This window comes from Pseudonocardia sp. WMMC193 (assembly GCF_021728735.1).
Lineage (GTDB): Bacteria > Actinomycetota > Actinomycetes > Mycobacteriales > Pseudonocardiaceae > Pseudonocardia > Pseudonocardia oroxyli.
Genome location: NZ_JAKKDO010000003.1, coordinates 6,337,718 through 6,359,620, shown reverse-complemented (window position 1 = coordinate 6,359,620; position 21,903 = coordinate 6,337,718). Strand labels below are relative to the sequence as shown.

22 protein-coding genes and 1 tRNA gene are annotated in these 21,903 nt (G+C 73.5%); 9 read left to right on the top strand and 14 right to left on the bottom strand.

What is annotated here, in order from left to right; translation table 11 throughout:
• Positions 1-15: 15 nt before the first annotated feature.
• The 4 genes from L3X23_RS32495 to L3X23_RS32480 all read right to left on the bottom strand — a co-directional run bounded on the left by L3X23_RS32495 (position 16) and on the right by L3X23_RS32480 (position 3,470).
• Complete coding sequence (locus L3X23_RS32495; protein WP_237197212.1) at positions 16-786, bottom strand: polysaccharide deacetylase family protein; 771 nt, start codon at positions 784-786, stop codon at positions 16-18.
• Positions 787-846: 60 nt separating this feature from the next.
• Positions 847-1,329, bottom strand: a complete 483-nt coding sequence (locus L3X23_RS32490; protein WP_237197210.1) for a hypothetical protein — start codon at positions 1,327-1,329, stop codon at positions 847-849.
• A 132-nt stretch (positions 1,330-1,461) separates the two neighbouring features.
• Positions 1,462-2,892 carry an NADP-dependent phosphogluconate dehydrogenase gene (gene gndA / locus L3X23_RS32485; protein WP_237197209.1) on the bottom strand — a complete coding sequence of 477 codons (1,431 nt, stop codon included), beginning with the start codon at positions 2,890-2,892 and terminating at the stop codon, positions 1,462-1,464.
• A gap of 113 nt (positions 2,893-3,005) precedes the next feature.
• Positions 3,006-3,470, bottom strand: coding sequence for a hypothetical protein (locus L3X23_RS32480; RefSeq protein ID WP_237197207.1), 465 nt, complete (start codon positions 3,468-3,470; stop codon positions 3,006-3,008).
• Between the two features lie 166 nt (positions 3,471-3,636).
• Between L3X23_RS32480 and L3X23_RS32475 the strand changes: the two genes are divergently transcribed.
• Entirely contained in the window at positions 3,637-4,329 is a 693-nt protein-coding gene (locus L3X23_RS32475; RefSeq protein ID WP_237197205.1) for a FadR/GntR family transcriptional regulator, read from the top strand.
• Between the two features lie 24 nt (positions 4,330-4,353).
• Here the strand turns inward: L3X23_RS32475 and L3X23_RS32470 are convergent, their stop codons facing one another.
• From L3X23_RS32470 to L3X23_RS32455, 4 genes are read right to left on the bottom strand one after another with little or no spacing between them, the layout of a single operon-like run.
• Positions 4,354-5,328, bottom strand: coding sequence for an acyl-CoA dehydrogenase family protein (locus L3X23_RS32470; RefSeq protein WP_237197202.1), 975 nt, complete (start codon positions 5,326-5,328; stop codon positions 4,354-4,356).
• Positions 5,325-6,500, bottom strand: coding sequence for an acyl-CoA dehydrogenase family protein (locus tag L3X23_RS32465; protein ID WP_237197199.1), 1,176 nt, complete (start codon positions 6,498-6,500; stop codon positions 5,325-5,327). The genes L3X23_RS32470 and L3X23_RS32465 overlap by 4 nt, the downstream gene beginning before the upstream one ends.
• Entirely contained in the window at positions 6,497-7,225 is a 729-nt protein-coding gene (locus L3X23_RS32460) for an enoyl-CoA hydratase-related protein (RefSeq protein ID WP_237197197.1), read from the bottom strand. Before L3X23_RS32460 ends, L3X23_RS32465 begins: the two co-directional genes overlap by 4 nt.
• Positions 7,226-8,824, bottom strand: coding sequence for an AMP-binding protein (locus L3X23_RS32455; protein ID WP_237197194.1), 1,599 nt, complete (start codon positions 8,822-8,824; stop codon positions 7,226-7,228).
• Positions 8,825-8,974: 150 nt separating this feature from the next.
• Between L3X23_RS32455 and L3X23_RS32450 the strand changes: the two genes are divergently transcribed.
• Positions 8,975-10,300 (top strand): MFS transporter, encoded by a 1,326-nt coding sequence (locus L3X23_RS32450; RefSeq protein ID WP_237197191.1) that lies wholly within the window; start codon positions 8,975-8,977, stop codon positions 10,298-10,300.
• Here L3X23_RS32450 and L3X23_RS32445 read toward each other — a convergent pair.
• Genes L3X23_RS32445 through L3X23_RS32430 form a run of 4 tightly spaced genes read right to left on the bottom strand, consistent with a single transcriptional unit; the run spans position 10,230 to position 13,234 of the window.
• Positions 10,230-11,042: an SCO1664 family protein gene (locus L3X23_RS32445; RefSeq protein ID WP_374204959.1), complete on the bottom strand. Its 813-nt coding sequence runs from the start codon at positions 11,040-11,042 to the stop codon at positions 10,230-10,232. The two genes, L3X23_RS32450 and L3X23_RS32445, sit on opposite strands and share 71 nt — an antisense overlap.
• Positions 11,043-11,049: 7 nt before the next feature.
• The gene (locus L3X23_RS32440; RefSeq protein WP_093087340.1) at positions 11,050-11,655 is read right to left on the bottom strand and encodes a DUF3090 domain-containing protein; all 606 of its coding nucleotides are present in this window, start codon (positions 11,653-11,655) and stop codon (positions 11,050-11,052) included.
• Between the two features lie 60 nt (positions 11,656-11,715).
• Positions 11,716-12,402, bottom strand: a complete 687-nt coding sequence (locus L3X23_RS32435) for a histidine phosphatase family protein (RefSeq protein WP_176921439.1) — start codon at positions 12,400-12,402, stop codon at positions 11,716-11,718.
• A gap of 10 nt (positions 12,403-12,412) precedes the next feature.
• Positions 12,413-13,234 (bottom strand): undecaprenyl-diphosphate phosphatase, encoded by an 822-nt coding sequence (locus L3X23_RS32430; protein WP_237197189.1) that lies wholly within the window; start codon positions 13,232-13,234, stop codon positions 12,413-12,415.
• Positions 13,235-13,301: 67 nt separating this feature from the next.
• Between L3X23_RS32430 and L3X23_RS32425 the strand changes: the two genes are divergently transcribed.
• Both L3X23_RS32425 and L3X23_RS32420 read left to right on the top strand, forming a co-directional pair.
• Positions 13,302-14,246, top strand: coding sequence for an aldo/keto reductase (locus L3X23_RS32425; protein WP_237197187.1), 945 nt, complete (start codon positions 13,302-13,304; stop codon positions 14,244-14,246).
• 67 nt (positions 14,247-14,313) lie between these two features.
• Positions 14,314-14,559, top strand: coding sequence for a DUF5703 family protein (locus L3X23_RS32420; RefSeq protein WP_093087334.1), 246 nt, complete (start codon positions 14,314-14,316; stop codon positions 14,557-14,559).
• A 70-nt stretch (positions 14,560-14,629) separates the two neighbouring features.
• Here L3X23_RS32420 and L3X23_RS32415 read toward each other — a convergent pair whose 3' ends face one another.
• Positions 14,630-15,373, bottom strand: a complete 744-nt coding sequence (locus L3X23_RS32415; RefSeq protein ID WP_237197185.1) for an SDR family NAD(P)-dependent oxidoreductase — start codon at positions 15,371-15,373, stop codon at positions 14,630-14,632.
• Positions 15,373-16,689, bottom strand: coding sequence for a M20/M25/M40 family metallo-hydrolase (locus L3X23_RS32410; protein ID WP_093087402.1), 1,317 nt, complete (start codon positions 16,687-16,689; stop codon positions 15,373-15,375). The genes L3X23_RS32415 and L3X23_RS32410 overlap by 1 nt, the downstream gene beginning before the upstream one ends.
• Positions 16,690-16,768: 79 nt before the next feature.
• Here L3X23_RS32410 and L3X23_RS32405 point away from each other — a divergent pair.
• From L3X23_RS32405 to L3X23_RS32385, 5 genes are all read left to right on the top strand, one after another.
• A tRNA-Leu gene (locus L3X23_RS32405) sits at positions 16,769-16,852 on the top strand.
• A gap of 427 nt (positions 16,853-17,279) precedes the next feature.
• Complete coding sequence (locus tag L3X23_RS32400) at positions 17,280-17,744, top strand: (2Fe-2S)-binding protein (protein WP_237198185.1); 465 nt, start codon at positions 17,280-17,282, stop codon at positions 17,742-17,744.
• Positions 17,744-18,721, top strand: coding sequence for a xanthine dehydrogenase family protein subunit M (locus tag L3X23_RS32395; protein ID WP_237197182.1), 978 nt, complete (start codon positions 17,744-17,746; stop codon positions 18,719-18,721). The genes L3X23_RS32400 and L3X23_RS32395 overlap by 1 nt, the downstream gene beginning before the upstream one ends.
• Positions 18,718-20,919 (top strand): xanthine dehydrogenase family protein molybdopterin-binding subunit, encoded by a 2,202-nt coding sequence (locus L3X23_RS32390; protein ID WP_237197181.1) that lies wholly within the window; start codon positions 18,718-18,720, stop codon positions 20,917-20,919. The genes L3X23_RS32395 and L3X23_RS32390 overlap by 4 nt, the downstream gene beginning before the upstream one ends.
• Positions 20,920-21,042: 123 nt before the next feature.
• The gene (locus L3X23_RS32385) at positions 21,043-21,885 is read left to right on the top strand and encodes a helix-turn-helix transcriptional regulator (RefSeq protein ID WP_237197180.1); all 843 of its coding nucleotides are present in this window, start codon (positions 21,043-21,045) and stop codon (positions 21,883-21,885) included.
• Positions 21,886-21,903 lie beyond the last annotated feature (18 nt).

The window sequence follows — 21,903 nt, the reverse complement described above, 5'->3', positions numbered from 1 at the left end:
CCGAACGTGTCTCCTTCAGCCGAACAACCTGGTCGCGGTCACCGGGGTGAGTCCGCGCGCGGCGAGATCCGCGAGCACACCCGGGACGGCCTGCAGGGTCCCGGGATGGCCGAGGTGCATGCTCACGACGCTGCCCGCGGTCGCCGCCGCGACGTTGCGGCGGATCGCCGCGACGCCGGGGTCGGTGAAGTCCTGCGAGTCGACGTCGTAGCTCAGGACGGTGGGGTATCCGGCCGCCGCGGCCAGGGCGATGACCTCGGGCGTCGCGTGCCGGCTCTGGGAGGGGCGGAAGAAGGCCCCGGGCCCGCCCGTCGCGGCGGCGATGAGGTCGCGGCAGCGTTCGATCTCGCTGCGCGCGGCGGCCGCGCCGAGGGCGTCGACGTCCCGGTGCGCGTAGGTGTGGTTGCCGATCTCGTGGCCGAGGCCGGTGACGACCTTCGCGGCGTCGGGGTGCTGTTCGAGCCAGGTCCCGACGGCGAGCACCGTCACCGCCGCCCCACCCTGCTGCAACGCCGTCAGGACCCGGCGGGCCAGGTCCAGGTCACCCGCACCGTGGAAGGTGAGCGCCACCTCGGGGCGACCGGTGGTGGCCCGCTCGACCTCGCCGACCGGCGGGGCGGACGGGGCCGCCGTGGGTGCCGGGGCCGTCGAGGGTGTGGGGGTGGGTGCCTGCGGATTCGCGACGGGTGTCCCGGGCTCGGTGGCCGAGCACGCCGCGAGCACCGGGAGGGCGAGGGCCGCCCCGAGCACCGCGCGGCGCGGCGCCACCCTCTTCCCCACGCTCACGGGGCGACCCTAGCCCCCACCCTGAACTGGGGTTTCCTTGGTCGTCCCCAGGGAATTCCTTTACGGTGCGACGGCGCAGGACGCGGTCCCCGAGAAGGTCGAGCCGTCCCACGTGCGCCCGTCGAAGACGATCTCGAGGCGGCCGTCGCGCACCGTGGCGGTCGCGGTGGCGGAGCCAGCCTTCCCGTCCGAGGTCACGTACGAGGTGTCGTAGCTCCACCCGGCCCCGGTGGTGTTGAGGGAGGGCTCGACGACCGGCGTCGACCCGAGGGTGAGGTACAGCCCGTCGAGCTCACCCTGGGCCGCGGCGTCGTCACGGATGCTGACGGCCTCCGGGGTGCACCGGCCGTCGGCGGCCACGCCGGTCAGGTCGTAGGTCCGTGTTCCCGCGACGGCGCGCGGATCGGCGGTGAACCGCACCTGCGCCTGGGGCGGGGCGTCCACCGCCACGGCGGGCGCGGCGGCGGGGGCGGCCGCCGTGGCGGGGCCGGAACAGCCCCCCACGGTGACCAGGAACAGGGAGGCCAGAAGCAGTCGTCGCATGGGGGAACGCTACGAACGGTGCCCGTCCCGCCCCAGGTGATCAGCAGGCGTCCGCGCGGTGGTGGTGGCCCCACCCCGGCGGGGTCCGTGGGCGGTGGCGCGGGCTCGGCCGCCGGCACCGCCCACGGAGCGTCAGGCCTCGACCTCGGTGCCGTCCTGCGCCCACCGGGTGTGGAAGGAGCCCTCGGCGTCGATGCGCTTGTAGGTGTGGGCGCCGAAGAAGTCCCGCAGGCCCTGGATCAGGTTCGCCGGGCCGCGCTCGCGGCGGTAGCCGTCGTAGTAGGACAGCGAGCTGGAGAACGCCGGGATCGGCACCCCCTGCTCGGTGGCCTTGACGATCACCCGGCGCCAGGCGTCCTGCGCGTTCGCGACGGCCTCGGTGAAGTACGGGACCATCAGCAGGTTGTCCAGGTCGGGGTGCTCGTCGTAGGCCTCGCGGATCCGGTTGAGGAACCGCGCCCGGATGATGCAGCCGCCCCGCCAGATGGTCGCCATCTCGCCCAGCTTGAGGTCCCAGCCGTTCTCGACCGACGCGGCGCGCATCTGGGCGAAGCCCTGCGCGTACGCGACGACCTTGGAGGCGTACAGCGCCAGGCGGATGTCCTCGATCAGGGACTCGTCCACCTCCTTCGACGGCGTGGGGCCCGCGAGCACGCCCGCCGCCGCCTTGCGCTCGGAGCGCAGCGCGGACAGCCCGCGCGCGAACACGGCCTCGGTGATGCCGGTCAGCGGGATGCCGAGCTGCAGGGCGTCGATCGCCGTCCAGGTCCCGGTGCCCTTCTGGCCCGCCTGGTCCACGATGACGTCGACGAGCGGGCGCCCGGTCTTGGCGTCCGTCTTGGCGAGGACCTTGCCGGTGATCTCGATCAGGAAGGAGTCGAGGTCGCCGGAGTTCCACTCCTCGAAGATCTTGCCCACGGCCGGCGCGTCGAGCCCGACCACGTTCGTGAGCAGGTCGTACGCCTCGGCGATGAGCTGGATGTCGGCGTACTCGATGCCGTTGTGCACCATCTTGACGTAGTGCCCGGCCCCGCCCGGCCCGACGTGCGTGACGCACGGCGTCCCGTCCACGACCGCCGCGATCGACTCGAAGATCTCGCGGACCTCCTCGTACGCCGCGGGGTCGCCGCCGGGCATGATGCTCGGCCCGAGCAGCGCGCCCTCCTCGCCGCCAGAGACGCCGACGCCCATGAACCGCAGCCCGTTCGCCTCGCACTCGGCGGTGCGGCGCACGGTGTCCGGGAAGTGCGAGTTGCCCGCGTCGATGATGATGTCGCCCTGGTCGAGGAGCGGGGTCAGCTCCTCGATGACGCCGTCGACGGGCTTGCCCGCCTTGACCATGACGATGATCTTGCGAGGGGTCTCGAGGGAGTCCACGAAGTCCTTCACGGACTCCGATGCCGTGAAGTCGCCCTCGGCGCCGTAGTCGGCCATGAACTGCTCGGTCTTGGCGTACGTGCGGTTGTGCACGGCCACCGGCACCCCGCGGCTCGCGATGTTCCGGGCCAGGTTGGCCCCCATCACCGCGAGGCCGGTGACGCCGATGCGGCTCTTCTCCGCCATGGGTTCCTCTCCGTCGCCGAGGCACCCCGCCCGATCCGACCCGGGATGCCGTCCTCCGCCCATCCTGCCGCGCGCCGCCCGCCCGGGGCGAGTGCAGTGGGAAAGCGCATGCGCTAGGCCTGCCACAGCGCGTGGATGCGGGCGGCGAGGCGGTGGTGCGCGGCGACCGCGACCGGCGGCGGGGCCGTGAACAGCGGCCCGTCGGCGCCCCAGTGCCGCAGCACCTCGGCGTCCTCGCCGGGATCGAGGTCGAGCAGGCCGTGCACCAGCGCCAGGTCCCGGACCAGCACGGCCAGCGCCTCCGTGGCCACGGGCGCGGCCGGGGCGCGACGACCGGGCAGCAGCGCCGTCCCGAGCCTGCGCCCGGCGGCGCCGATCTCCGCGACGTCCTCGGGCCGGACCCGGACGAACACCAGCGGCGGGCTGAGCCTCCACGGTTCGCGCCGCGCGGTCGTCGCGGGGAGCAGCGCGGAGCGCAGTCGTCGCGCCGTCGCCCGGTCCACAGCGGACGCCACCGAGTCGACGAGCCGCCGCCAGTCCGCGGGCGCCACGGGCAGCGCCCGACGCACCTCCCCCATCCGCCCAGCATCGGTGTGCCCCGGGCCGGGGGACCATACGTGGACCTGCGTACACAGATGTGCGCACCTGCGCGGAACGCTGCGGGCCCGTCCCGCCCGGCTTGGTAGGTTTCTCGGGGAATCGGAGGTGGGCGTGGCGGCACGGGGGCCCAGGACGTCCACCAGGGTGGCCAACCTGATCGCGGACCGAGTGCTCGGCGACGCACTGCCCGAGGGCACCCGGCTGCCCACCGAGAAGGAGATGATGGCCGAGTACGGCGTCGCCCGGACGACCGTGCGGGAGGCCCTGCGGCTGCTCGAGAGCCGCGGGCTGGTCGCGATCAGGCCCGGCTCGGGCGGCGGTCCGGTGGTGAAGCGCCCGGAGTTCTCCTCCCTCGGCAACGTGCTCACGCTGTTCCTGCAGCTGGAGTCGGCCACGCTCAGCGAGGTCATCGACACCCGGCTGGCCCTGGAGCCCGTCGCGGCTCGGCTGGCCGCGGCCCGCATCACCGAGAGCCAGCTCGACGAGCTCGCCGCCTCCCTCGACGCGATCCGGGCCGCCCCCGAGGATCTCGCCGTGTTCGCCCACCACAACGCCCGGTTCCACTCCGTCATCTACACGGCGACGGGCAACCCGGTCCTGCGGATCGTGCTGGAGACGCTGTTGATGCTGGTCCGGGACGTGGCACCCGAGGAGGGCCACCCCGAGGCGACCCGGCACGCCGCCGTCGAGGCCCAGCAGGAGGTGCTCGACGCCCTGCGCCGCCGGGACGAGCCCGCGGCGGCGGCCGCGATGACCGCCTTCGTCGAGGCCACCGCCCGCTACTACCGGCGCCGTCTCGGCTCGGTCATCTCCGAGCCCGTCCACTGGCAGCTCTGAGCGGTCCCCCGGGGCCGCACCCGGTCAGGGGAGGGCGGCGAGGCGGTGGGCGGCGACGGACTCCAGCAGGTCGTCGACCGGGGTGAAGAGCTGGGCGTTCGCGACGGCGCGCCGGAAGTGGCGGTGCAGCTCGTGCTCCCAGGTGAAGCCGATGCCGCCGTGCACCTGGATGGCCTCCTCCGCCGCGGTGGTCGAGGCGCGGGTGGCGAGGACGCGGGCGGTCGCGGCGGCGACGGCGTCCTCGGGGCGGCCGACGGCGTCGAGCACGGCGGAGCGCGCCAGCTCGACGGCGACGTGGAGGTCCGCGAGCCGGTGCTTGATCGCCTGGAACGACCCGATCGGCCGGCCGAACTGCTCCCGCGTCCTGGCGTACTCGACGGCGAGGTCGAGGCAGCGCTGGGCCGAGCCGAGTTGCTCGGCGGCGACGAGCGCGAGCGTCGCCGGGACGGGCCGGGCCTGCCCCACCACCTCGGCCGCGACCCCGGCGAACCGCACCCGTGACAGCGGCCGGGTCAGGTCGAGGGAGTCCCACGGGGTGATCTCGGCCGCGGCGGCGTCCACGACCGCGATCGCCGAGCCCGCCACCACGACGAACACGTCCGCCGTGTCCGCGCCGAGCACCGTGTCGATCGCGCCGTCGAGCCTCAGCACAGCGCCGTCGCGCACCGCGGGCACCCCGCTGACCAGCGCCGCGACCCGTTCACCCGAGGCGAGGGCCGGCAAGGCCGAACGATCCGACGCGGTGGCGAGCACGGAACCGGCGAGGGCGATCGAGGCGAGGTAGGGGCCTCCGGCCAGGACCCGGCCCAGCTCCTCCACCACCACGGCCGCGTCCTTGACCGTGCCGTCCGCCCCGCCGTCCGCGGAGGCGAACGGGATCTCGGTCAGGCCCAGCTCGACGAGCCCGGCCCAGGGCGACTCGCCCGGCGCCAGGTCGGCGAGGAACTTGCGCAGCGTGTCCCGCAGGTCCTGCTGCTCGCCGGTGGGTTCGAGGGTCATCCCGCGCTCCGGGGTTCGCGCGGGAGCCCGAGCGCCCGCTCGCCGATGATGGTCCGCTGGATCTCGTCCGAGCCGCCCGCGATCCGGTAACCGGGGGCGCCCAGCAGGTGTTCGGCCCAGCCCCAGGTGTCCGGGACCCCGGTGTCGGCGAGGATCCGCGGCCCGAGCAGATCGGCCGCGACCCGGCCGATGCGCGTCAGGTTCTGGGTCCACACCAGCTTGCCGACCGAGCCCTCCGCACCCGGTGCGGCACCGGCCTGCTCACGCTCGGCGATCCGCCGGTTCCACAGTGCCGCGGCGCGTTCGTAGACCGCGGCCTCGCCGAGCGCCACCCGGACCCGGGGGTCGTCCGCCCTGCCCCGGGCGCGGGCCGACCGGACCAGGTCGTCGACGCCGCCGCCCGCGGACACCACTCCGCCCGAGGAGCTGCGCTCGAAGGACAGGGTGGTCAGGGCGACCTTCCAGCCCTCGCCCACCGCGCCGAGCCGGTACTCGTCGGACACGGTCACGTCGGTCAGGAAGACCTCGTTGAACGTCGAGCCGCCGGACATCTGCCGGATCGGCCGGATCTCCACCCCGGGGGTGTCCATCGGCAGCAGGAACGCCGTCATCCCGGCGTGCTTGCGGACCGTCGGGTCGCTGCGGGCGATCAGCAGGCCCCACTCGGCGAACTGCGCACCGGAGGTCCAGACCTTCTGCCCGTCGATCCTCCAGCCGTCCTCGGTGCGGACCGCGCGGGTGGACAGCGACGCCAGGTCGGAGCCCGCGCCCGGCTCGGAGAAGAGCTGGCAGCACAGCAGGTCCCCGCGCAGGAACGGGCGGACGAACCGCTCGCGCTGCGCCGCGGTGCCGAGCAGGTGCACGGTCGGGGCGACCAGGTCCACGGTGACCTGCAGGGTCTCGTGCCGCTCCGGCACTGCGTACTCCGCCTCGATCGCCGCGTACTCCCGCTCGTGCGCCGCGGTCAGGCCCGGCCCACCCCACTCGGGACCCCAGGTGATCGCGCCGAAGCCGGCGTCCACCCGGCGGGCCTGCCACTCCCGGCAGCGCTGCAGCAGCGCGCGCTCCTCGGCGTCCGTGCGGTCGTGGAAGATCGCGTACGAGGGTGCCTCCGCCTGCCGGGGGCCCGCCTCGGCCGCCAGCCAGGCACGGCACTGCTCGGCGAAGCTCATCCCGACCTCCTCTCGATCATGCGTACCGTGAAGGTCTGCTCGAACCGGTAGCCCGCCTGCAGGTCGAGCGGCTCGCACCCGTTGAGCGACTGCTTGGCGAGGATCACCGCGGAGCGGTCCTTGGCGGCGACCGACCGCGCGAGCCGCAGCGCCGCGGGCCGCAGGTCCTCGTGCGCCACGACCTCGACCGGGGCGCCCCACGCGGCGAAGGTGCGGGCGTCGACCGGTTCGGCGGTGAAGAACATCCGCCGCATCGCCTGCTCCGGCAGCATCCGCGCGGTGAACCGGCCGCCGCCGAGCACGCCGACGGTCATCTCGGGCAGCCCGAAGGTCGCCCGCTCCGAGGCCACCACCAGGTCCGCCGACGCGACCAGGCCCAGTCCACTGCCCAGCGCGGCACCGTGGACCGCCGCGATCACCGGCACCGCGCACTCCAGCAGCGCCGCGAAGCTGCGGCGCACGGTCTGCATGTAGGCCTCGGCCGAGGCGCCGTCCAGGACCGCGAAGTCGTTCAGGTCGTTGCCCGCGCAGAACACGTCGCCGCGGCCGGTCAGCACGACGGCGCGGATCTCCTCGTCGGCGGACACCGCGTCCCAGACCCGGCCCAGCTCCGCGTAGGTGGCGTGGTCGAGGGCGTTGACCGCCCCCCGGGCCAGCTCCAGCACCGCGACGCCGGGCTCGGGTCTGCTCACGTGGACGTGCTCGGTGGACTCCAGCCGTGCCATCTAGCGCTCCTCGCTCGCCCGGACGGTGGTTCCCGCCATCTGCTGCGGCACGGTGTCACGGTCCGACACCCACGCCCGCAGCGCGAACTTCTGGATCTTGCCGCTGGCGGTGCGCGGCAGCACGTCCACCAGGAACAGGCTCTCCGGGATCTTCTGCACCGCGACCTCGCGGGCGCGCAGGTGGGCGGTCACCTCGTCGAGGGTGAGGGTGGCTCCCGGGGCCGTGACGACGAACGCGCAGCCCCGCTCCCCCGTCCGCGGGTCCGGGCCCGCGACGACGGCGACCTCCGCCACCGCGGGGTGCTCGCCGAGCAGGTTCTCCACCTCGTACGTGCTGATCTTCTCGCCGGAGCGGTTGACGATGTCCTTGATCCGCCCGACGATGTGGATCGCCCCGTCGGCGTCGAACCGGGCGAGGTCGCCGGTCCGGAACCAGCCGTCCTCGGTGAACGCGGCCTCGTTCAGCGTGTCGTCCAGGTAGCCGAGGCAGGTGTCCGGACCGCGCCAGAGCACCTCGCCCCGCTCGTCGACCCGCACCTGCGTGGGCGCGATCGGGATCCCGTCGCTACGGGTCCGCACGGCCACGTCGTCCCAGCGGTTCGACGCCGTGACCGACGGGCCCTCGGTCGCCCCGTACATCCGGGTGATCACGCCGAGGCGCCCGGCCCGGCGGGCCAGCTCGTCCGGGATGTCCGCGCCGCCGCACACGATGTAGCGGATCGACGGGGTGTCGACCTGCGCCTTCTCGGCCTCGGCGACCAGTCCGGAGAGGAACGGCGTCGAGAAGATCATGTAGGTGGCGCCCTCGGCCGTGATCGACGCGAGCGCCTCGGCCGGGTCCCATCGGTCCATCAGCACGACCGGCCCGCCGGTGAGGAAGGGCAGGGTGAGCGCGCAGTTCACGCCGGTGATGTGGGTGACCGGAGACGGGTTGAACACCACGTCGCGCTCGTTGAGCCCGAAGGCCTCGACCATCGAGCGGTTCTCGAACAGCAGCGTGTTGTGGCTGTGCAGTGCGCCCTTGGGGTCCGCGGTCGTGCCGGAGGTGTAGAGCAGCAGACAGACGGAGTCCGGGTCCGGGTCCGTGGCGGGGACCGCGACGGGATCGCCGCGCAGCTCTTCCCAGTCGTCCAGCGAGACGACGTGCCGCAGGTCGGGGAGGTCGGCGCGCAGGCTCGCGTAGAGCTCCGGGTAGTCGACGCCGCGGTACTCGCCCGGGACGACCGCGACCGTCGTGCGGGCCTGGCCGAGGATGAACCGCAGCTCGCGGCCCCGGTAGATCGGCACGATCGGGTTCGCGACGGCGCCGAGCCGCATGATCGCCTGGAAGAGCACCACCGCCTCGGCCCGGTTGGGCAGCTGGAAGGACACCACGTCGCCCGGGCCCACGCCTCGGGCGTGCAGTCCGGCGGCGACGGCCTCGGTCTCGCGGGCGATGTCGGCGAAGGTGAGCCTGCGGTCTCCGTCGACCACCGCGAGCGCCTCCGGCCAGAGCGCCGCGGCACGGGCGAGGTGGTGTCCGACGGGCACGTCCCGCCAGGCGCCGATGCGCCGGTAGTGCTCGGCGACGGACGCGGCGGGGGGACGGGTGGGCTTCATCGCGCCTCCTAGCTTCAGTCGCGACCCTAACATGTACATATTCGCGATCAAGGCCCGTGATCGACCGGTCAGAGCGCTCTTGAACATGTACATGTTCAGCGGCTACCGTCCGCTCGCCGCGTTCTTCCACACAGAGGTCGGAGACGTCTCGTGACCGCCAGCACCGAAGTCCGTACCGACGCGAAGACCCGACGGCGGGGAGTCCTCGCCGCCGCCGTCGGGACCGTCGTCGAGTACTACGACCTGACCGTCTACGCCTACCTCGCGGTTGTCGTGAGCCCGCTGTTCTTCCCGGGCGACGACCCCACCGCCGCGCTGCTGGCGAGCCTCGCCGTGTTCGCCTCCGCCTACTTCATGCGACCGATCGGCGGCATCGTGCTCGGCCGCATCGGGGACCGACACGGCCGCAAGCGCGCGTTGCTGCTGTCCGTGCTGCTCATGGGCGTCGGCACACTGCTGATGGCCTTCCTGCCCACCTACGCGATGGCCGGGCTGCTCGCGCCGGTGCTGCTGGTGCTGGCCCGGCTCGTGCAGGGCTTCTCCGCCGGCGGTGAGCTCGGCGGCGCGCTGACCTACGTCTACGAGACCGTCGGCCGGGAGCGGAAGGGGCTGGGTGCCTCCTTCGTCGCGGTGGGCTGCAACGGCGGGTTCGCGCTGGCCGCGATCGCCGTCGGGGCCACCGCCGGGCTGACCACACCCGAGCAGATGAGCGCGTGGGGCTGGCGGATCCCGTTCCTGCTCGGCCTGCCGCTGCTGCTGTTCTGCCTCTGGACGCGGACCCGGATCGCGGACACCGAGGAGTTCGCCGAGCAGGCCGAGGTCGCGCGCACCCCGTTCCGCACGGTGCTGCGCCACCACCCGAAGCCGCTGCTGCAGGTGTTCGGCCTGGGCCTCGCGCAGAACGCGGGCGGCTACATGGTGCTGACCTACATCGGCATCCACCTGGTCCGACAGGGCGGGTACGGCCAGGCCGCGGTGGCGTGGACGACGGCCGGGGTGATCACCGTCGTCGCGCTGCTGATGCCGGTGGCCGGGCTGCTCGTGGACCGCTTCGGCAGCAGGCGGATCGTGCTCGCGGGGCTGCTGCTCACCGCGGGCGCCGCCTACCCCGCGCTCGCGCTGATGTCCGGGCACGGTCTCGCCGTGGCCGCGGTGGCGTACCTGCTGTTCGCGCTGGGCACCCCGCTGATCCAGGTCGGCACGGCGCCGCTGTTCCCGGCGCTGTTCCCCACGCCCGTCCGGCTGACCGGGGTGGCGCTGGCGTTCAACCTGGCGACGGTCGCCGCGGGCGGCACCGCCGCCTACATCGCGACCTGGCTGATCAGCGCCACCGGGAACGCGCTGTCCCCGGCGTGGTTCCTGGTCGGGGCCTGCGTGCTCGGTCTGGTCGCGCTGGCGACGGTCTCTAGAACGCAGGCCAGGGGATGGCCGGGCCGTAGCCGGAGGGCTCGGGGAAGAGCGGGACCGCGAGCATGAGGTCCACCCGCTCGGTCAGGGCCCGGATCTCGGACAGGGTGATGTGCGGGCCCAACCGGTCCTCCAGGTCGCCCGCCAGCTCGGCGCGCAGCCTGCCGAGCGCCTCGATCTCCGCCTCGGACAGCTCCTCGCCGACCCACCCCCACAGCACGGTGCGGAGCTTGTCCTCGGTGTGCATGGTCAGCCCGTGGTCCACGCCGTAGACCCGGCCGTCGTCGCCCGCCAGGACGTGCCCGCCCTTGCGGTCGGCGTTGTTGGCGACGACGTCGAACACGGCCATGGCACGCAGCCGCGGGTCGTCCGCGTGGACCAGCACGGCGGGTGCGCCGTCGTCGTCCCGCGCGCGCAGGACGCCCTTCCAGCCGGGCTTGATCTCCTTGGGCGAGCACACGTCCACGAGGTCCTCGGTGGTCTCGGTGTCCACCCAGGCCTGGACCATGCCCGGGCCGAACGGTCCGTCCCGCAGCACGGTCGGGGGCACGACGTGCAGCCCGGCGGCCTCGCTGACCAGGTAGGACGCGATCTCGCGGCCGGCGAGCGTGCCGTCGGGGAAGTCCCACAGCGGGCGTTCGCCGCGCACCGGCTTGTACACGCACTCGAAGGTGTGCCCATGGGCGGCGATGGTGCCGAACAGGGTGGCGTTGGAGGCGGCGACCATCCGCCCGGTGACCTCGATCCGACCGCGTCGGAGCACCTCGAGGATCTCGGGATCGCGCAGGTCGGGTCCGGTGTGTCCGGTCAAGGCCGTACTACTCGGCCGCTTCGTCGCCGGTCGCGCCCATCGGCGAGCGCTGGTGGAACCCATTGAGCCGCACGCAGACGTGACCCTGCGGGTCGAGCGGCTCCGCGCACAGCGGGCACGGGGCCCGGCCGGCGGAGACGACCTTCTCGGCCCGGTCCGCGAAGGCCTTGGCCTGCGTCGGGGACAGGAACACCCGCAACGCGTCCGGCCCCTCGTCGGTGTCGTCGAGGACGACGGACTCGTCGACCTCCTCCTCGGTGACCGCGAGCAGCTCCACCACGATGGACCTGCTGTCGGCGTCCCACCCCAGGCCCATGGTGCCGACCCGGAACTCCTCCTCGAGCGGCACCGCGAGCGGGTCGTTGTCCGAGGACGGCCCCGACGGCGCGACCGCGGCGGCGGGCCCCGCGTCGCCACCGAACCGGCGCTCGACCTCGGTCAGCAACGCCTCGATGCGCTCGGCGAGCACCGACACCTGCTGTTTCTCCAACAGCACGCTGATGGTGCGCGCCTCCTCGACGGCCTGCAGGTAGAAGGCCCGGTCCCCGGGCTCGCCGACGGTCCCGGCGACGAACCGCTCGGGCTGACGGAAGACGTGGATGACGCGTGACATGGCGATATCCAGACTAGGCCACGCGACGGCCACCGGCACCCCGGTATGACCAGGTCGTGGTCAGGCCCCTGTGGACCCGCCGACCACGGCCTCCTCGGCGGGCTTCTCGTCCTTCTTCGGGATCAGCGCGGCGACGTCCCCGCCGACGTCGTTCACCCGGGCCACGAACGGCCGCGTCGGGGTGTAGGTGATCACCGAGAGGGAGCAGTTGTCGACGACGATCCGCTGGAAGTTGTCCAGGTGGGTGGCCATCGCGTCGGCCACGACGGACTTGATCGGGTCCCCGTGGCTGCACGCGACCCAGACGGCGTTCGGCCCGTGCTCCTCGGCGATCCGCCGGTCCCAGCGCCGGATGGCGGCGACGGCGCGGCACTGCATCTGCGCCAGCCCCTCCCCACCCGGGAAGACCGCCGCGGACGGGTGCGCCTGGACGACCCGCCAGAGGTCCTCCTTCGCCAGGTCCTTGAGCTCGCGACCGGTCCACTCGCCGTAGTCCACCTCGGTGAGGTCCGGCTCCACCGACGGGTCCAGCCCGCGGGCCTTCGCCAGCGGCTCGACCGTCTGCGCGCACCGGGTCAGCGGCGAGGTGACGATCGCGGCGATCGGGACCGGAGCGAGCCGCTCCACGAGCTGCTCGGCCTGGCCGCGGCCCTTGTCGTCCAGCTCCACCCCGGCCGTGCGGCCCGCGAGCACGCCGGACGTGTTGGACGTCGAACGGCCGTGGCGGACGAGGATCAAGGTGGGCACGGACTCGACCCTACGTGGCGGAGACGGCGCCGATCGCCAGTGCCGCCATCAGGGCCACGCCGAGGGCGATCCGGTAGGCCACGAACACGTAGACGGTGTTCTTCTCGACGAACTTGAGCAGCCAGGCGATCACCGCGTACCCGACGACGCCCGCCACGACGACGGCGACGATCATCTGGAACGGGCTGGGCCCGTCGCCCGCGAAGACGTCCGGGAGGGTGAACAGCCCGGACGCGAACACCGCCGGGATGGCGAGCAGGAACGAGAACCGCACCGCCGCGGCCCGCTGCAGGCCGAGGAACAGCCCGACGGTGATCGTGCCGCCGGACCGCGAGACGCCCGGGATCAGGGCCATGGCCTGCGCGAAGCCGAGGATGATGCCGTCCCGCATGGTCAGTTTCTCGACCGGGCGCTCCTGCGTGCCGAAGCGCTCGGCGAGGCCGAGCAGCACGCCGAACACGACGAGCGTGGTCGCGATGAGCCACAGGTTGCGCGCGACCGTCTCGATCTGGTCCTTGAACAGCATGCCCAGCACGCCGATGGGGATGGTCCCGATGATCACCATCCAGGCCATCCGGTACTCCTGCGTCGCGCGCACCTCGGGGTCTCGCAGGCCGCGGAACCAGGTGACGACGAGGTTCCCGATGTCCTTGGCGAAGTAGACGATCACCGCGAGCTCGGTGCCGATCTGGGTGACGGCGGTGAACGCGGCGCCCGGGTCGTGGCCGAAGAACACGCCGGAGACGATCCGCAGGTGGCCGGAGGACGAGATCGGCAGGAACTCGGTGAGTCCTTGGACGAGCCCCAGGACGATGACCTCAAGCCAGCTCACGGAGCGTCACCGTAGCGGCAGCGGGGTGGCCGACCTCGCCCGCACCCCCGGATGGCACGCTCCCCCCGTGCAGCGCAGGAGGGTCGGCGGATCGGGTCTGCAGGTCTCCCGGATCGGGCTGGGCACCATGACCTGGGGCGAGGACACGGACGCGGACGGCGCGGGCGAGCAGCTCCTCGCCTTCACCGAGGCGGGCGGCACGCTCGTCGAGACCGCGGACGTCTACGGCGACGGCACCGCGCAGCAGGTCCTCGGCGGGCACCTCGCGGACGGCCTGGTCGCCCGGGAGGACGTCGTGATCGCCGCGCGCGGCACCCCCGCGGGCGGGGCCCTCGGCGAGGGCTCGGCGCGCGGCGCCCTGCTCCGCGGGCTCGACGCGACGCTGCGCAGGCTGCGCACCGACCACCTCGACCTCTGGCAGCTCCCCGGCTGGGACACCCACGTGCCCCTGGAGGAGACGCTGTCCGCGATCCAGGTCGCGGTGCTCGCCGGCAAGGTGCGCTACGCCGGTCTGGTCGCGCCGTCGGGCTGGCAGCTGGCCACCGTGGCCGAGCGCGCGCGGTCCGTCGGGAACCTGGTCGCGCCGGTGTCGGTGCAGGTCGAGTACTCGCTGCTGACCCGTTCGGCCGAGCGCGAGCTGCTACCCGCGGCCCGCCACCACGGGCTCGGGCTGCTGGCGTGGGCACCGCTCGGTCGCGGCGTGCTGACCGGCAAGTACACCGACGGCACCCCCTCGGACTCGCGGGCCGGCTCGCCGAACCTCGCCGCCTACGTCGAGGCACGGCGCAACGAGCGCAGCGCCCGGATCGTCCAGTCCGTGCTCACGGCGGCGGACGGGCTCGGGACCTCGCCCCTCGCGGTCGCCCTGGCCTGGGTGCGGGACCGGCCGGGCGTGGCGGCGGCCGTCGTCGGGGCTCGGGACGCGGCGCAGCTGGCCGCGTCCCTGGCGACGGAGAAGATCACGCTGCCGCCGGAGATCCGGGCGGCGCTGGACGATGTCAGCACCCCGTGATTTCCGTATGGTGGCTTCGTGTAACCCCCGGTTCACCGGGGGGCGCGAGCACGGCGGGAGGTGACCGGTGGCGACCGGTTCTGTGGAGGCCGTCGATCCCGACGGGAATATCACCGTGGAGGGGGACTGGGAGTACCGACCCCTCCGCATCGACGGCGACGTGCCGCGGATGACGGCGGCGGTGCGCCTGGCGATCCAGGCCGAGTACGCGGGGTGGGAGCTCTCCAGGGTGCGGCTGTACCCCGGCGGCGTCCGCAAGGTGTGGCTGCGCCGCAAGCGCACCAAACACATGCTCCCCGAACTCTCCTACTGACCCCCGGCGTCGTGGAGCCACCACTGTCGTCTTCGGGGACCGAAACGACGGTTGTGGCTCCACGATGCGGTCAGTGTTCCCAGGTCAGCGGGGGTGGGGCGGCGGAGCCCTTCGGGCCGGGGACGCCGCGGAAGCCGTAGGGGGCCGGGTCCCGGCCCGGCTGCACGAACCAGCACTCCCCCGGCTCGCCGCGCTCCAGGATCGCCTCGATCGCGTCCGCGACGTCCTCGGCGGTGAGCAGCGGGAAGTCCCCGAACTGCGCCTTCTGCTCCACGATCAGCGGGGTGTCGGCGAACCCGGGACAGACGGCGTTGATCGTGATCCCGCGCGGCGCCAGCGCCGCCGCGGCCGACCGCACGTACCCGACGACGGCGTGCTTCGACGCCGTGTACAGGGCGTCCCCGGGCATGCCCACCAGGCCGGCCAGACTCGCCGTCGCGACGATGCGGCCGCCGCCCGCCCGCGTGAGCGCGGGCACCGCGGCGGCCGTGCCGAAGACCACGTGGTCCACGTTCACGCCCATGATCGCCCGGTAGCCTGCGAGGTCGAGGTCCTCGACCCCGGACTGGCCGGAGGTGATGCCGGCGTTCAGCAGCACCGTGCGCAGCGGGCCGATCTCCTCGGCGGCCGCGACGGCCGCGGCCACCGCCTCCGGATCGGTGACGTCCGCGACGTGCGACGACCCGCCCAGCTCGCGGGCGAGCTCCTCGGCGGGCGCCCGGTCGACGATCAGGACGTGCTCGCCCGCCGCGGCGAGCCTGCGGGCGGCGGCGGCACCGATGCCGGACGCACCCCCGGTGACCAGCGCGACCATCAGACGTTCCGCAGGAAGGTGTCCATGACCCGGGCGCCGAACTCCAGCGCGTCCACGGGCACCCGCTCGTCGATGCCGTGGAACAGCGAGGCGAAGTCCAGGTCCGGGGGCAGGCGCAGCGGGGCGAACCCGAAGCAGCGCATGCCCAGCTCGCTGAAGGCCTTGGCGTCGGTGCCGCCGGAGAGCATGTAGGGCACGGTCCGGGCCGTCGGGTCCTCGGTGCGCAGGGCGGCGGCCATGGCGTCCACCAGCGGGCCGTCGAACTCGGTCTCCAGGCCGGGGAGGTCCTGGATCCACTCGCGCGTGACGTCCGGCCCCAGCAGCTCGTCGACCTCCGCCAAGAAGGCGTCTCGGCGGCCCGGGAGCACGCGGCAGTCGACCGTGGCCTCGGCCGTCGACGGGATGACGTTCGCCTTGTAGCCGGCGCTGAGCATCGTCGGGTTGGCCGTGTCCCGGACGGTCGCGCCGACCATGCGGGCGACCGGGCCGAGCTTGGCGAAGGCGCCCTCGATGTCGGAGTCCGGGAACTCCATGCCGGTCAGCTCGCGCACCGAGTCCGCGAAGGCCCGCACGGTGTCGGTCATGACCAGCGGGAAGCGGTGGTTGCCCAGCCGCGCGACCGCCTCGGACAGGATCGTGACGGCGTTGTCGTCGTGCAGGAACGAGCCGTGGCCGGGCCTGCCCTTGGCCCGCAGCCGCATCCAGGCCATGCCCTTCTCGGCCGTCTCGATCAGGTAGACGCGCTGGTCCTCGGCCAGGGTCAGGGAGAACCCGCCCACCTCCCCGACGGCCTCGGTGCACCCCTCGAACAGGTCCGGCCGGTTCTTCACCAGCCACTGCGACCCGTAGGCGCCGCCCGCCTCCTCGTCCGCCAGGAACGCGAACACGATGTCCCGCGGCGGCACGTAGCCCTCGCGCTTGAACCGCCGCGCGACGGCGATCGTCATCGCGACCATGTCCTTCATGTCGACCGCGCCGCGGCCCCACACGAAGCCGTCCTGCACCGCGCCGGAGAACGGGTGCACCGACCACTCGCTCGGCTCGGCGGGGACGACGTCGAGGTGGCCGTGGACGAGCAGCGCGCCGCGGCTCGGGTCGGCCCCCGCCAGGCGGGCGAAGACGTTGCTGCGCCCGGGGGCGCCGGAGTCCAGGACCTCGACCTCGTAGCCGACCTCGGACAGCTTCGCGGCGACGTACTCGGCGGCCGCGCGCTCCCCCACCACGGTCGTCGGGTCGCCGGTGTTGGACGTGTCGATGCGGATGAGGTCCGAGCACAGCTCGACCACCTCGTCAGCAGCGGTGACAGGGCCGGTCATGACCATGTTCCTACCACCTGCAGGCCCCCCGAACCGCTCCGCTATGCTTTCCCCGTCGCACCGGGCAGCGCCCGGTGAGGTCCGAGTGGCGGAATGGCAGACGCGCTAGCTTGAGGTGCTAGTCCCCGAGTAGGGGGTGGGGGTTCAAGTCCCCCCTCGGACACACACGCACGAATCACACGGGTCGATCCCGTGCATGCCCGGCCCGTTGTTCGGGCTGTTGAGCATTCCCTCCCCACGGCCACGGCCGTGGTGCGCCCCTCCCCCGGCCGGATCTGCTGAGGATCTGCTGAAGGGGCGGATCGTCGATCCCTGGTTGAGCCCTCCTGATCTCGCCAGCATCGATCGCGTGGCCGCCCTCCGCGGAGGGATGCGCCGTTCCCGAACCCCTGCACACCCGTGCCCGTGCGTCAGGAGTAGCCATGCCCCCACCCGATCGATCAGGAGACGGTCCGCGCGGAACGCGGGGACTGTCCCGCAGGTGGTTCCTCGGCGGTGCCGGTGCGGTCGCGGCCGGGGCGGCGGTGGTCGTGACGCCGCGCGTCGTCGAGAACGTGACCACTCCGACCGTGACGACCCCCGGCCAGAACCTGGTCGAGCTCACCCTGCGGGTGAACGGCGACCGGGTCCGGTTGGAGACCGACCCGCGCGCGACCCTGCTCGACACGCTGCGTGAACCGCTCGCGCTGACCGGCACGAAGAAGGGCTGCGACCGCGGCCAGTGCGGCGCGTGCACCGTCCAGGTCGACGGGCGCCGGGTGCTGTCGTGCCTGACGCTGGCGGCGGCCGTGGACGGCACCGAGGTGACCTCGATCGAGGGCCTCGCCGACGGCGACGAGCTGCACCCCATGCAGCAGGCCTTCCTCGACCACGACGGCTTCCAGTGCGGCTTCTGCACCCCCGGACAGATCATGTCGGCGGTGTCCCTGGTGCAGGAGGGGCGGGCGGGCTCGGACGAGCAGATCCGCGAAGGCATGTCCGGCAACATCTGTCGGTGCAGCGCCTACCCGTTCATCGTCGACGCCGTCCGGTCCGGGCGGGAGGCGATGGGCTGATGCGACCCTACGACTTCACCCGGCCCGGATCGGTGCGCGGAGCCCTGGCCGAGGCGCACGCGGGCAGCGCCTACCTCGCGGGCGGCACCACCCTGGTCGACCTGATGAAGCTCGAGGTGCTGGCCCCATCGAGGGTGGTCGACATCAACCGGCTCCCCTTCGACGGCATCACCGTCGACTCCGACGGCCTGCACATCGGCGCGCTCGAGCGGATGAGCGACGTGGCGGCGGACCAGGCGGTCCGCACCGGCTTCCCGATGATCAGCCAGGCCCTCGAGCTCAGCGCCTCACCACAGCTGCGCAACATGGCCAGCATGGGCGGCAACCTGTTGCAGCGCACCCGGTGCAGCTACTTCCGGGACCTGACCACGCCCTGCAACAAGCGCACACCGGGCAGCGGCTGCGCCGCGCTGACCGGGCACAACCGCATGCACGCCGTGCTGGGCACCAGCGAGGCGTGCGTGGCCACGCACCCGAGCGACGTCGCGGTCGCCCTCGTCGCGCTCGACGCCCGGGTACACCTGGAGGGCCGGGACGGCGACCGCACCGTCGCACTCGCGGACTTCTACCGGCTGCCCGGCCAGACCCCGCAGGTCGAGAACGACCTGCGGCCGGGTGAGCTGATCACCGGGCTGACCGTGCCCCCGCTGCCGTGGGCGTCCCGCTCGCTGTACCTGAAGATCCGCGACCGTCAGTCCTACGAATTCGCGTTGACGTCCGTCGCGGTCGCGCTCGACCTGGACGGCGCCCGCATCCGCGGCGCCCGGGTCGCGGCAGGCGGGGTCGGGACCCGTCCCTGGCGGCTCGGCGCGGTGGAACAGGCGCTGGTCGGTCGCACCGCCACCCCCGACACCTACGAGGCCGTCGTCGCGTCGGTGGCCGAGGACGCCCGCACCCTGCCGCACAACGTGTTCAAGCCGGCCCTGCTGCGCCGCACCCTGGTGCGCGCCCTCGTGACCCTGGGAGGTCGGTCGTGAGCACTCCGATCGGCAGCGACATCGCCCGGGTCGACGGTAGGTTGAAGGTGACCGGCGCGGCCCGCTACTCCGCCGACCACCCCCTCGACCGGCTCGCCCACGCCCACGTCGTGGTGAGCGCGATCAGCCGCGGCCGGGTCCGGTCGATGAACGTCGACGACGCCCGCGGCGCCCCGGGCGTGCTCGCGGTCTACACCCCGTTCGCGGCGCCGCGGCTCTACCCCGTGCCGAACGTCATGGTCGAGAACTACGCGGTGCTGCAGGACCCGGAGGTGCGCTTCCGCGGCCAGGTCATCGGCGTCGTGGTGGCCGAGACCCCGGAGCAGGCCCGCGACGCGGCCGCGCTGGTCACCGCCGAGTACGACGAGACGCCCGCCCGGACCTCCCTGTCCGCGGGCCTGCCGGGGGTGCCCGTGTTCCCGCTGGAGGAGGGCGCACCGGTCAACCCGACGGTGCTCGCGCCCGGCGTGGCCTCGATCGACGCCGCGCTGAGCGCGAGCGCGGTGGTGGTGGACGCCGCGTTCACCCAGCAGCCGCAGAGCCACGTGCCGCTCGAGCCGCAGAACACCACCGCGGTGTGGCAGAACGACCACCTCACCGTGTACTCCGGGTGCCACGTCCCCCCGCTGTTCGCGCTCATGCTCGCGACGCGGGTCGGGGTGACCCCGGACCGGGTCCGGGTGATCAGCACCTTCGTCGGCGGCGGTTTCGGGTCCAAGGTGCCGGCCTGGAGCGACGCCGCGCTCGCCGCGGTGGCGGCCCGCGAGCTGGGCCGCCCGGTCCGGCTGGTGCTGACCCGGGAGCAGAGCATGGTCCTCGCCGGGCACCGGCCGCTGATCACCCAGCGGGTCCGGCTCGGCGCCGACCGCGACGGCACCCTCACCGCGCTCGCGCACGACAGCGCCTCCGAGATGTCCGCGGTCGGCGGCTGGCCCACCGCACCCGCGGCCCAGACGAGCGGCGTCCTCTACCGCACCCGCAACCTCGCCATGGACCAGCGGCTGGTCGAGCTGGACACCCCCGCCACGCGGGCGATGCGCGCCCCGGACGAGGCCCCCGGCGCGTTCGCCCTGGAGACCGCGATGGACGAGCTCGCCGTCGCGCTGGAGATGGACCCGGTGGAGCTGCGGCTGCGCAACGAGCCGACGGTCGTGCCCGTCACCGGGCAGGCGTGGACGAGCAGGCGTCTGGCCGACTGCTACCGCATCGGGGCCGAGCGCTTCGGGTGGGGCGACCGCAATCCGGTCCCCGGCGCCCGCGTCGAGGGCGACTGGGCGTTCGGGGTCGGGATGGCGAGCGCGGTCTACCCCGCCCACGCCACCCCGACCCAGGTGCGGATGCGGATGCGGGACGACGGGACCGTCGTGGTGTCGGCCTCGACCCCCGACCTCGGCACCGGGACGTACACGATGGTCTCCATCGCGGCCTCCGACGCGCTCGGCGTGCCGATCGCGCAGATCACGCCCGAGCTGGGCGACTCCAGCCTGCCGCTGGGCGGGGCGGCCGTCGGGTCGCGGGGCACCAGCATGCTGGCGCCCGCGATCCAGACGGCCGCGCAGGCGCTGATCACGGCGCTGACCGACCTCGCCGTCCAGACCACCGGATCGCCGTTCCACGGCCGCGACCCCGCCACGCTGGCCTACCGGCAGGGCCGGATCGAGGTGGGCAGCGACTCCGCCTCGTTCGCCGAGCTGCTCGCCCTCGCCCGGCTGCCCGCGGTCGAGGTCACCCCGCCGCCGCCACTGCCGGCCGCGGGGAACCTCGCCGCGAACGGTTTCGGCGCGCACTTCTGCGAGGTGCGGGTCAACCGGTTCACCGGCGAGATCCGGGTCACCCGGTTCACCAGCGTCTTCGACGTCGGGCGCGTCATCAGCGCCCGCACGGCGCGCAGCCAGCTCGTCGGGGGCATCGTCTTCGGCATCGGCGGCGCGCTCCTGGAGGCGAACCCCATCGAGGAGGACGGCCGCTTCGCCTCCGGCAACCTCGCCGACTACCTGGTGGCCGTGAACGCCGACATCCCCGCCATCGACGTCGGCTGGCTCGACTACTCCGACACCGCCTTCAGCTCGGCCGGGGCCCGCGGGCTCGGCGAGCTCGGCAACGTCGGCAGCTCCGCCGCGGTCGGGAACGCCGTCCACAACGCCACCGGCATCCGCGTGCGCGACCTCCCGATCACGCTCGACAGGCTGATCGGCTGACCGCACACCCGTCGGCCAGCCGGACAAACCACGGAAAACGCCCGAACGGGTGACCGTTCGACGCCCGCCCACCGCGTAGACAGGAAGGGAGGACGCCCGCAGCACGGGCGACGGGGGGCGGGTGTGATCGACCGGGCCGGACTGGCGGAGTTCCTGCGGCGCCGCCGCGCGTCCCTGCAACCCGAGGACGTCGGGCTCGCGCGGGGCACGCGCCGCAGGACCGCCGGGCTGCGCCGGGAGGAGGTGGCCGCGCTCTGCCACATGTCCACCGACTACTACACCCGCCTCGAGCGGCAGCGCGGGCCGCACCCCTCCGAGCGGATGATCGCCTCCCTCGCACAGGGCCTGCACCTGTCCCCCGACGAGCGTGACCACCTCTTCCGGCTCGCCGGACACCACGCACCGCCCCGCGGCGCCCACGGCGACGCCGTCAGTCCCGGGCTGCTGCGCATCCTCGACCACCTCGTCGACACGCCTGCCGAGATCGTCACCGAGCTCGGGGAGACGCTGCGCCAGACCCCGCTCGGTGTCGCCCTCACCGGTGACCGGACCCGCTACCGCGGTCCCGCCCGCAGCATCGGCTACCGCTGGTTCACCGACCCCGCCACCCGGCTGCGCTACGCCCCCGAGGACCACGCCCACCTGTCCCGGATGTTCGCCGCGAGCCTGCGCGGGGTCGTCGCACTGCGCGGGCCGGCGTCCCCGGCGGCGCGGCTCGTCGAGCTCACCGGCGCCCGGAGTGCGGAGTTCCGGAAGGTGTGGGACGACCACGAGGTCGGCGTCCGCCCACGCGACGTCAAACGTCTCGTCCATCCCGAGCTCGGTCTGCTGGACCTGCACTGCCAGCGGCTGCTCGACCCGCAGCAGTCCCACTCCCTGCTCGTCTTCACCGCCGAACCGGGCAACGCGACCCAGGAGAAGCTGCGGCTGCTCGCCGGCGCCGGGTCGGGGTCGGCCCGCGGCTAACACCCCGCCGGTCCCCGG

What these genes read in the sequence shown, in the direction of transcription:
- L3X23_RS32410 (WP_093087402.1), bottom strand. Translation starts at nt 16,689, where the DNA reads ATGACCGGCCCTGTCACCGCTGCTGACGAGGTGGTCGAGCTGTGCTCG.
- L3X23_RS32415 (WP_237197185.1), bottom strand. Translation starts at nt 15,373, where the DNA reads ATGGTCGCGCTGGTCACCGGGGGTGCGTCCGGCATCGGTGCCGCCGCC.
- L3X23_RS32455 (WP_237197194.1), bottom strand. Translation starts at nt 8,824, where the DNA reads ATGAAGCCCACCCGTCCCCCCGCCGCGTCCGTCGCCGAGCACTACCGG.
- L3X23_RS32470 (WP_237197202.1), bottom strand. Translation starts at nt 5,328, where the DNA reads ATGACCCTCGAACCCACCGGCGAGCAGCAGGACCTGCGGGACACGCTG.
- gndA (WP_237197209.1), bottom strand. Translation starts at nt 2,892, where the DNA reads ATGGCGGAGAAGAGCCGCATCGGCGTCACCGGCCTCGCGGTGATGGGG.
- L3X23_RS32480 (WP_237197207.1), bottom strand. Translation starts at nt 3,470, where the DNA reads ATGGGGGAGGTGCGTCGGGCGCTGCCCGTGGCGCCCGCGGACTGGCGG.
- L3X23_RS32440 (WP_093087340.1), bottom strand. Translation starts at nt 11,655, where the DNA reads ATGTCACGCGTCATCCACGTCTTCCGTCAGCCCGAGCGGTTCGTCGCC.
- L3X23_RS32395 (WP_237197182.1), top strand. Translation starts at nt 17,744, where the DNA reads ATGCGACCCTACGACTTCACCCGGCCCGGATCGGTGCGCGGAGCCCTG.
- L3X23_RS32490 (WP_237197210.1), bottom strand. Translation starts at nt 1,329, where the DNA reads ATGCGACGACTGCTTCTGGCCTCCCTGTTCCTGGTCACCGTGGGGGGC.
- L3X23_RS32460 (WP_237197197.1), bottom strand. Translation starts at nt 7,225, where the DNA reads ATGGCACGGCTGGAGTCCACCGAGCACGTCCACGTGAGCAGACCCGAG.
- L3X23_RS32465 (WP_237197199.1), bottom strand. Translation starts at nt 6,500, where the DNA reads ATGAGCTTCGCCGAGCAGTGCCGTGCCTGGCTGGCGGCCGAGGCGGGC.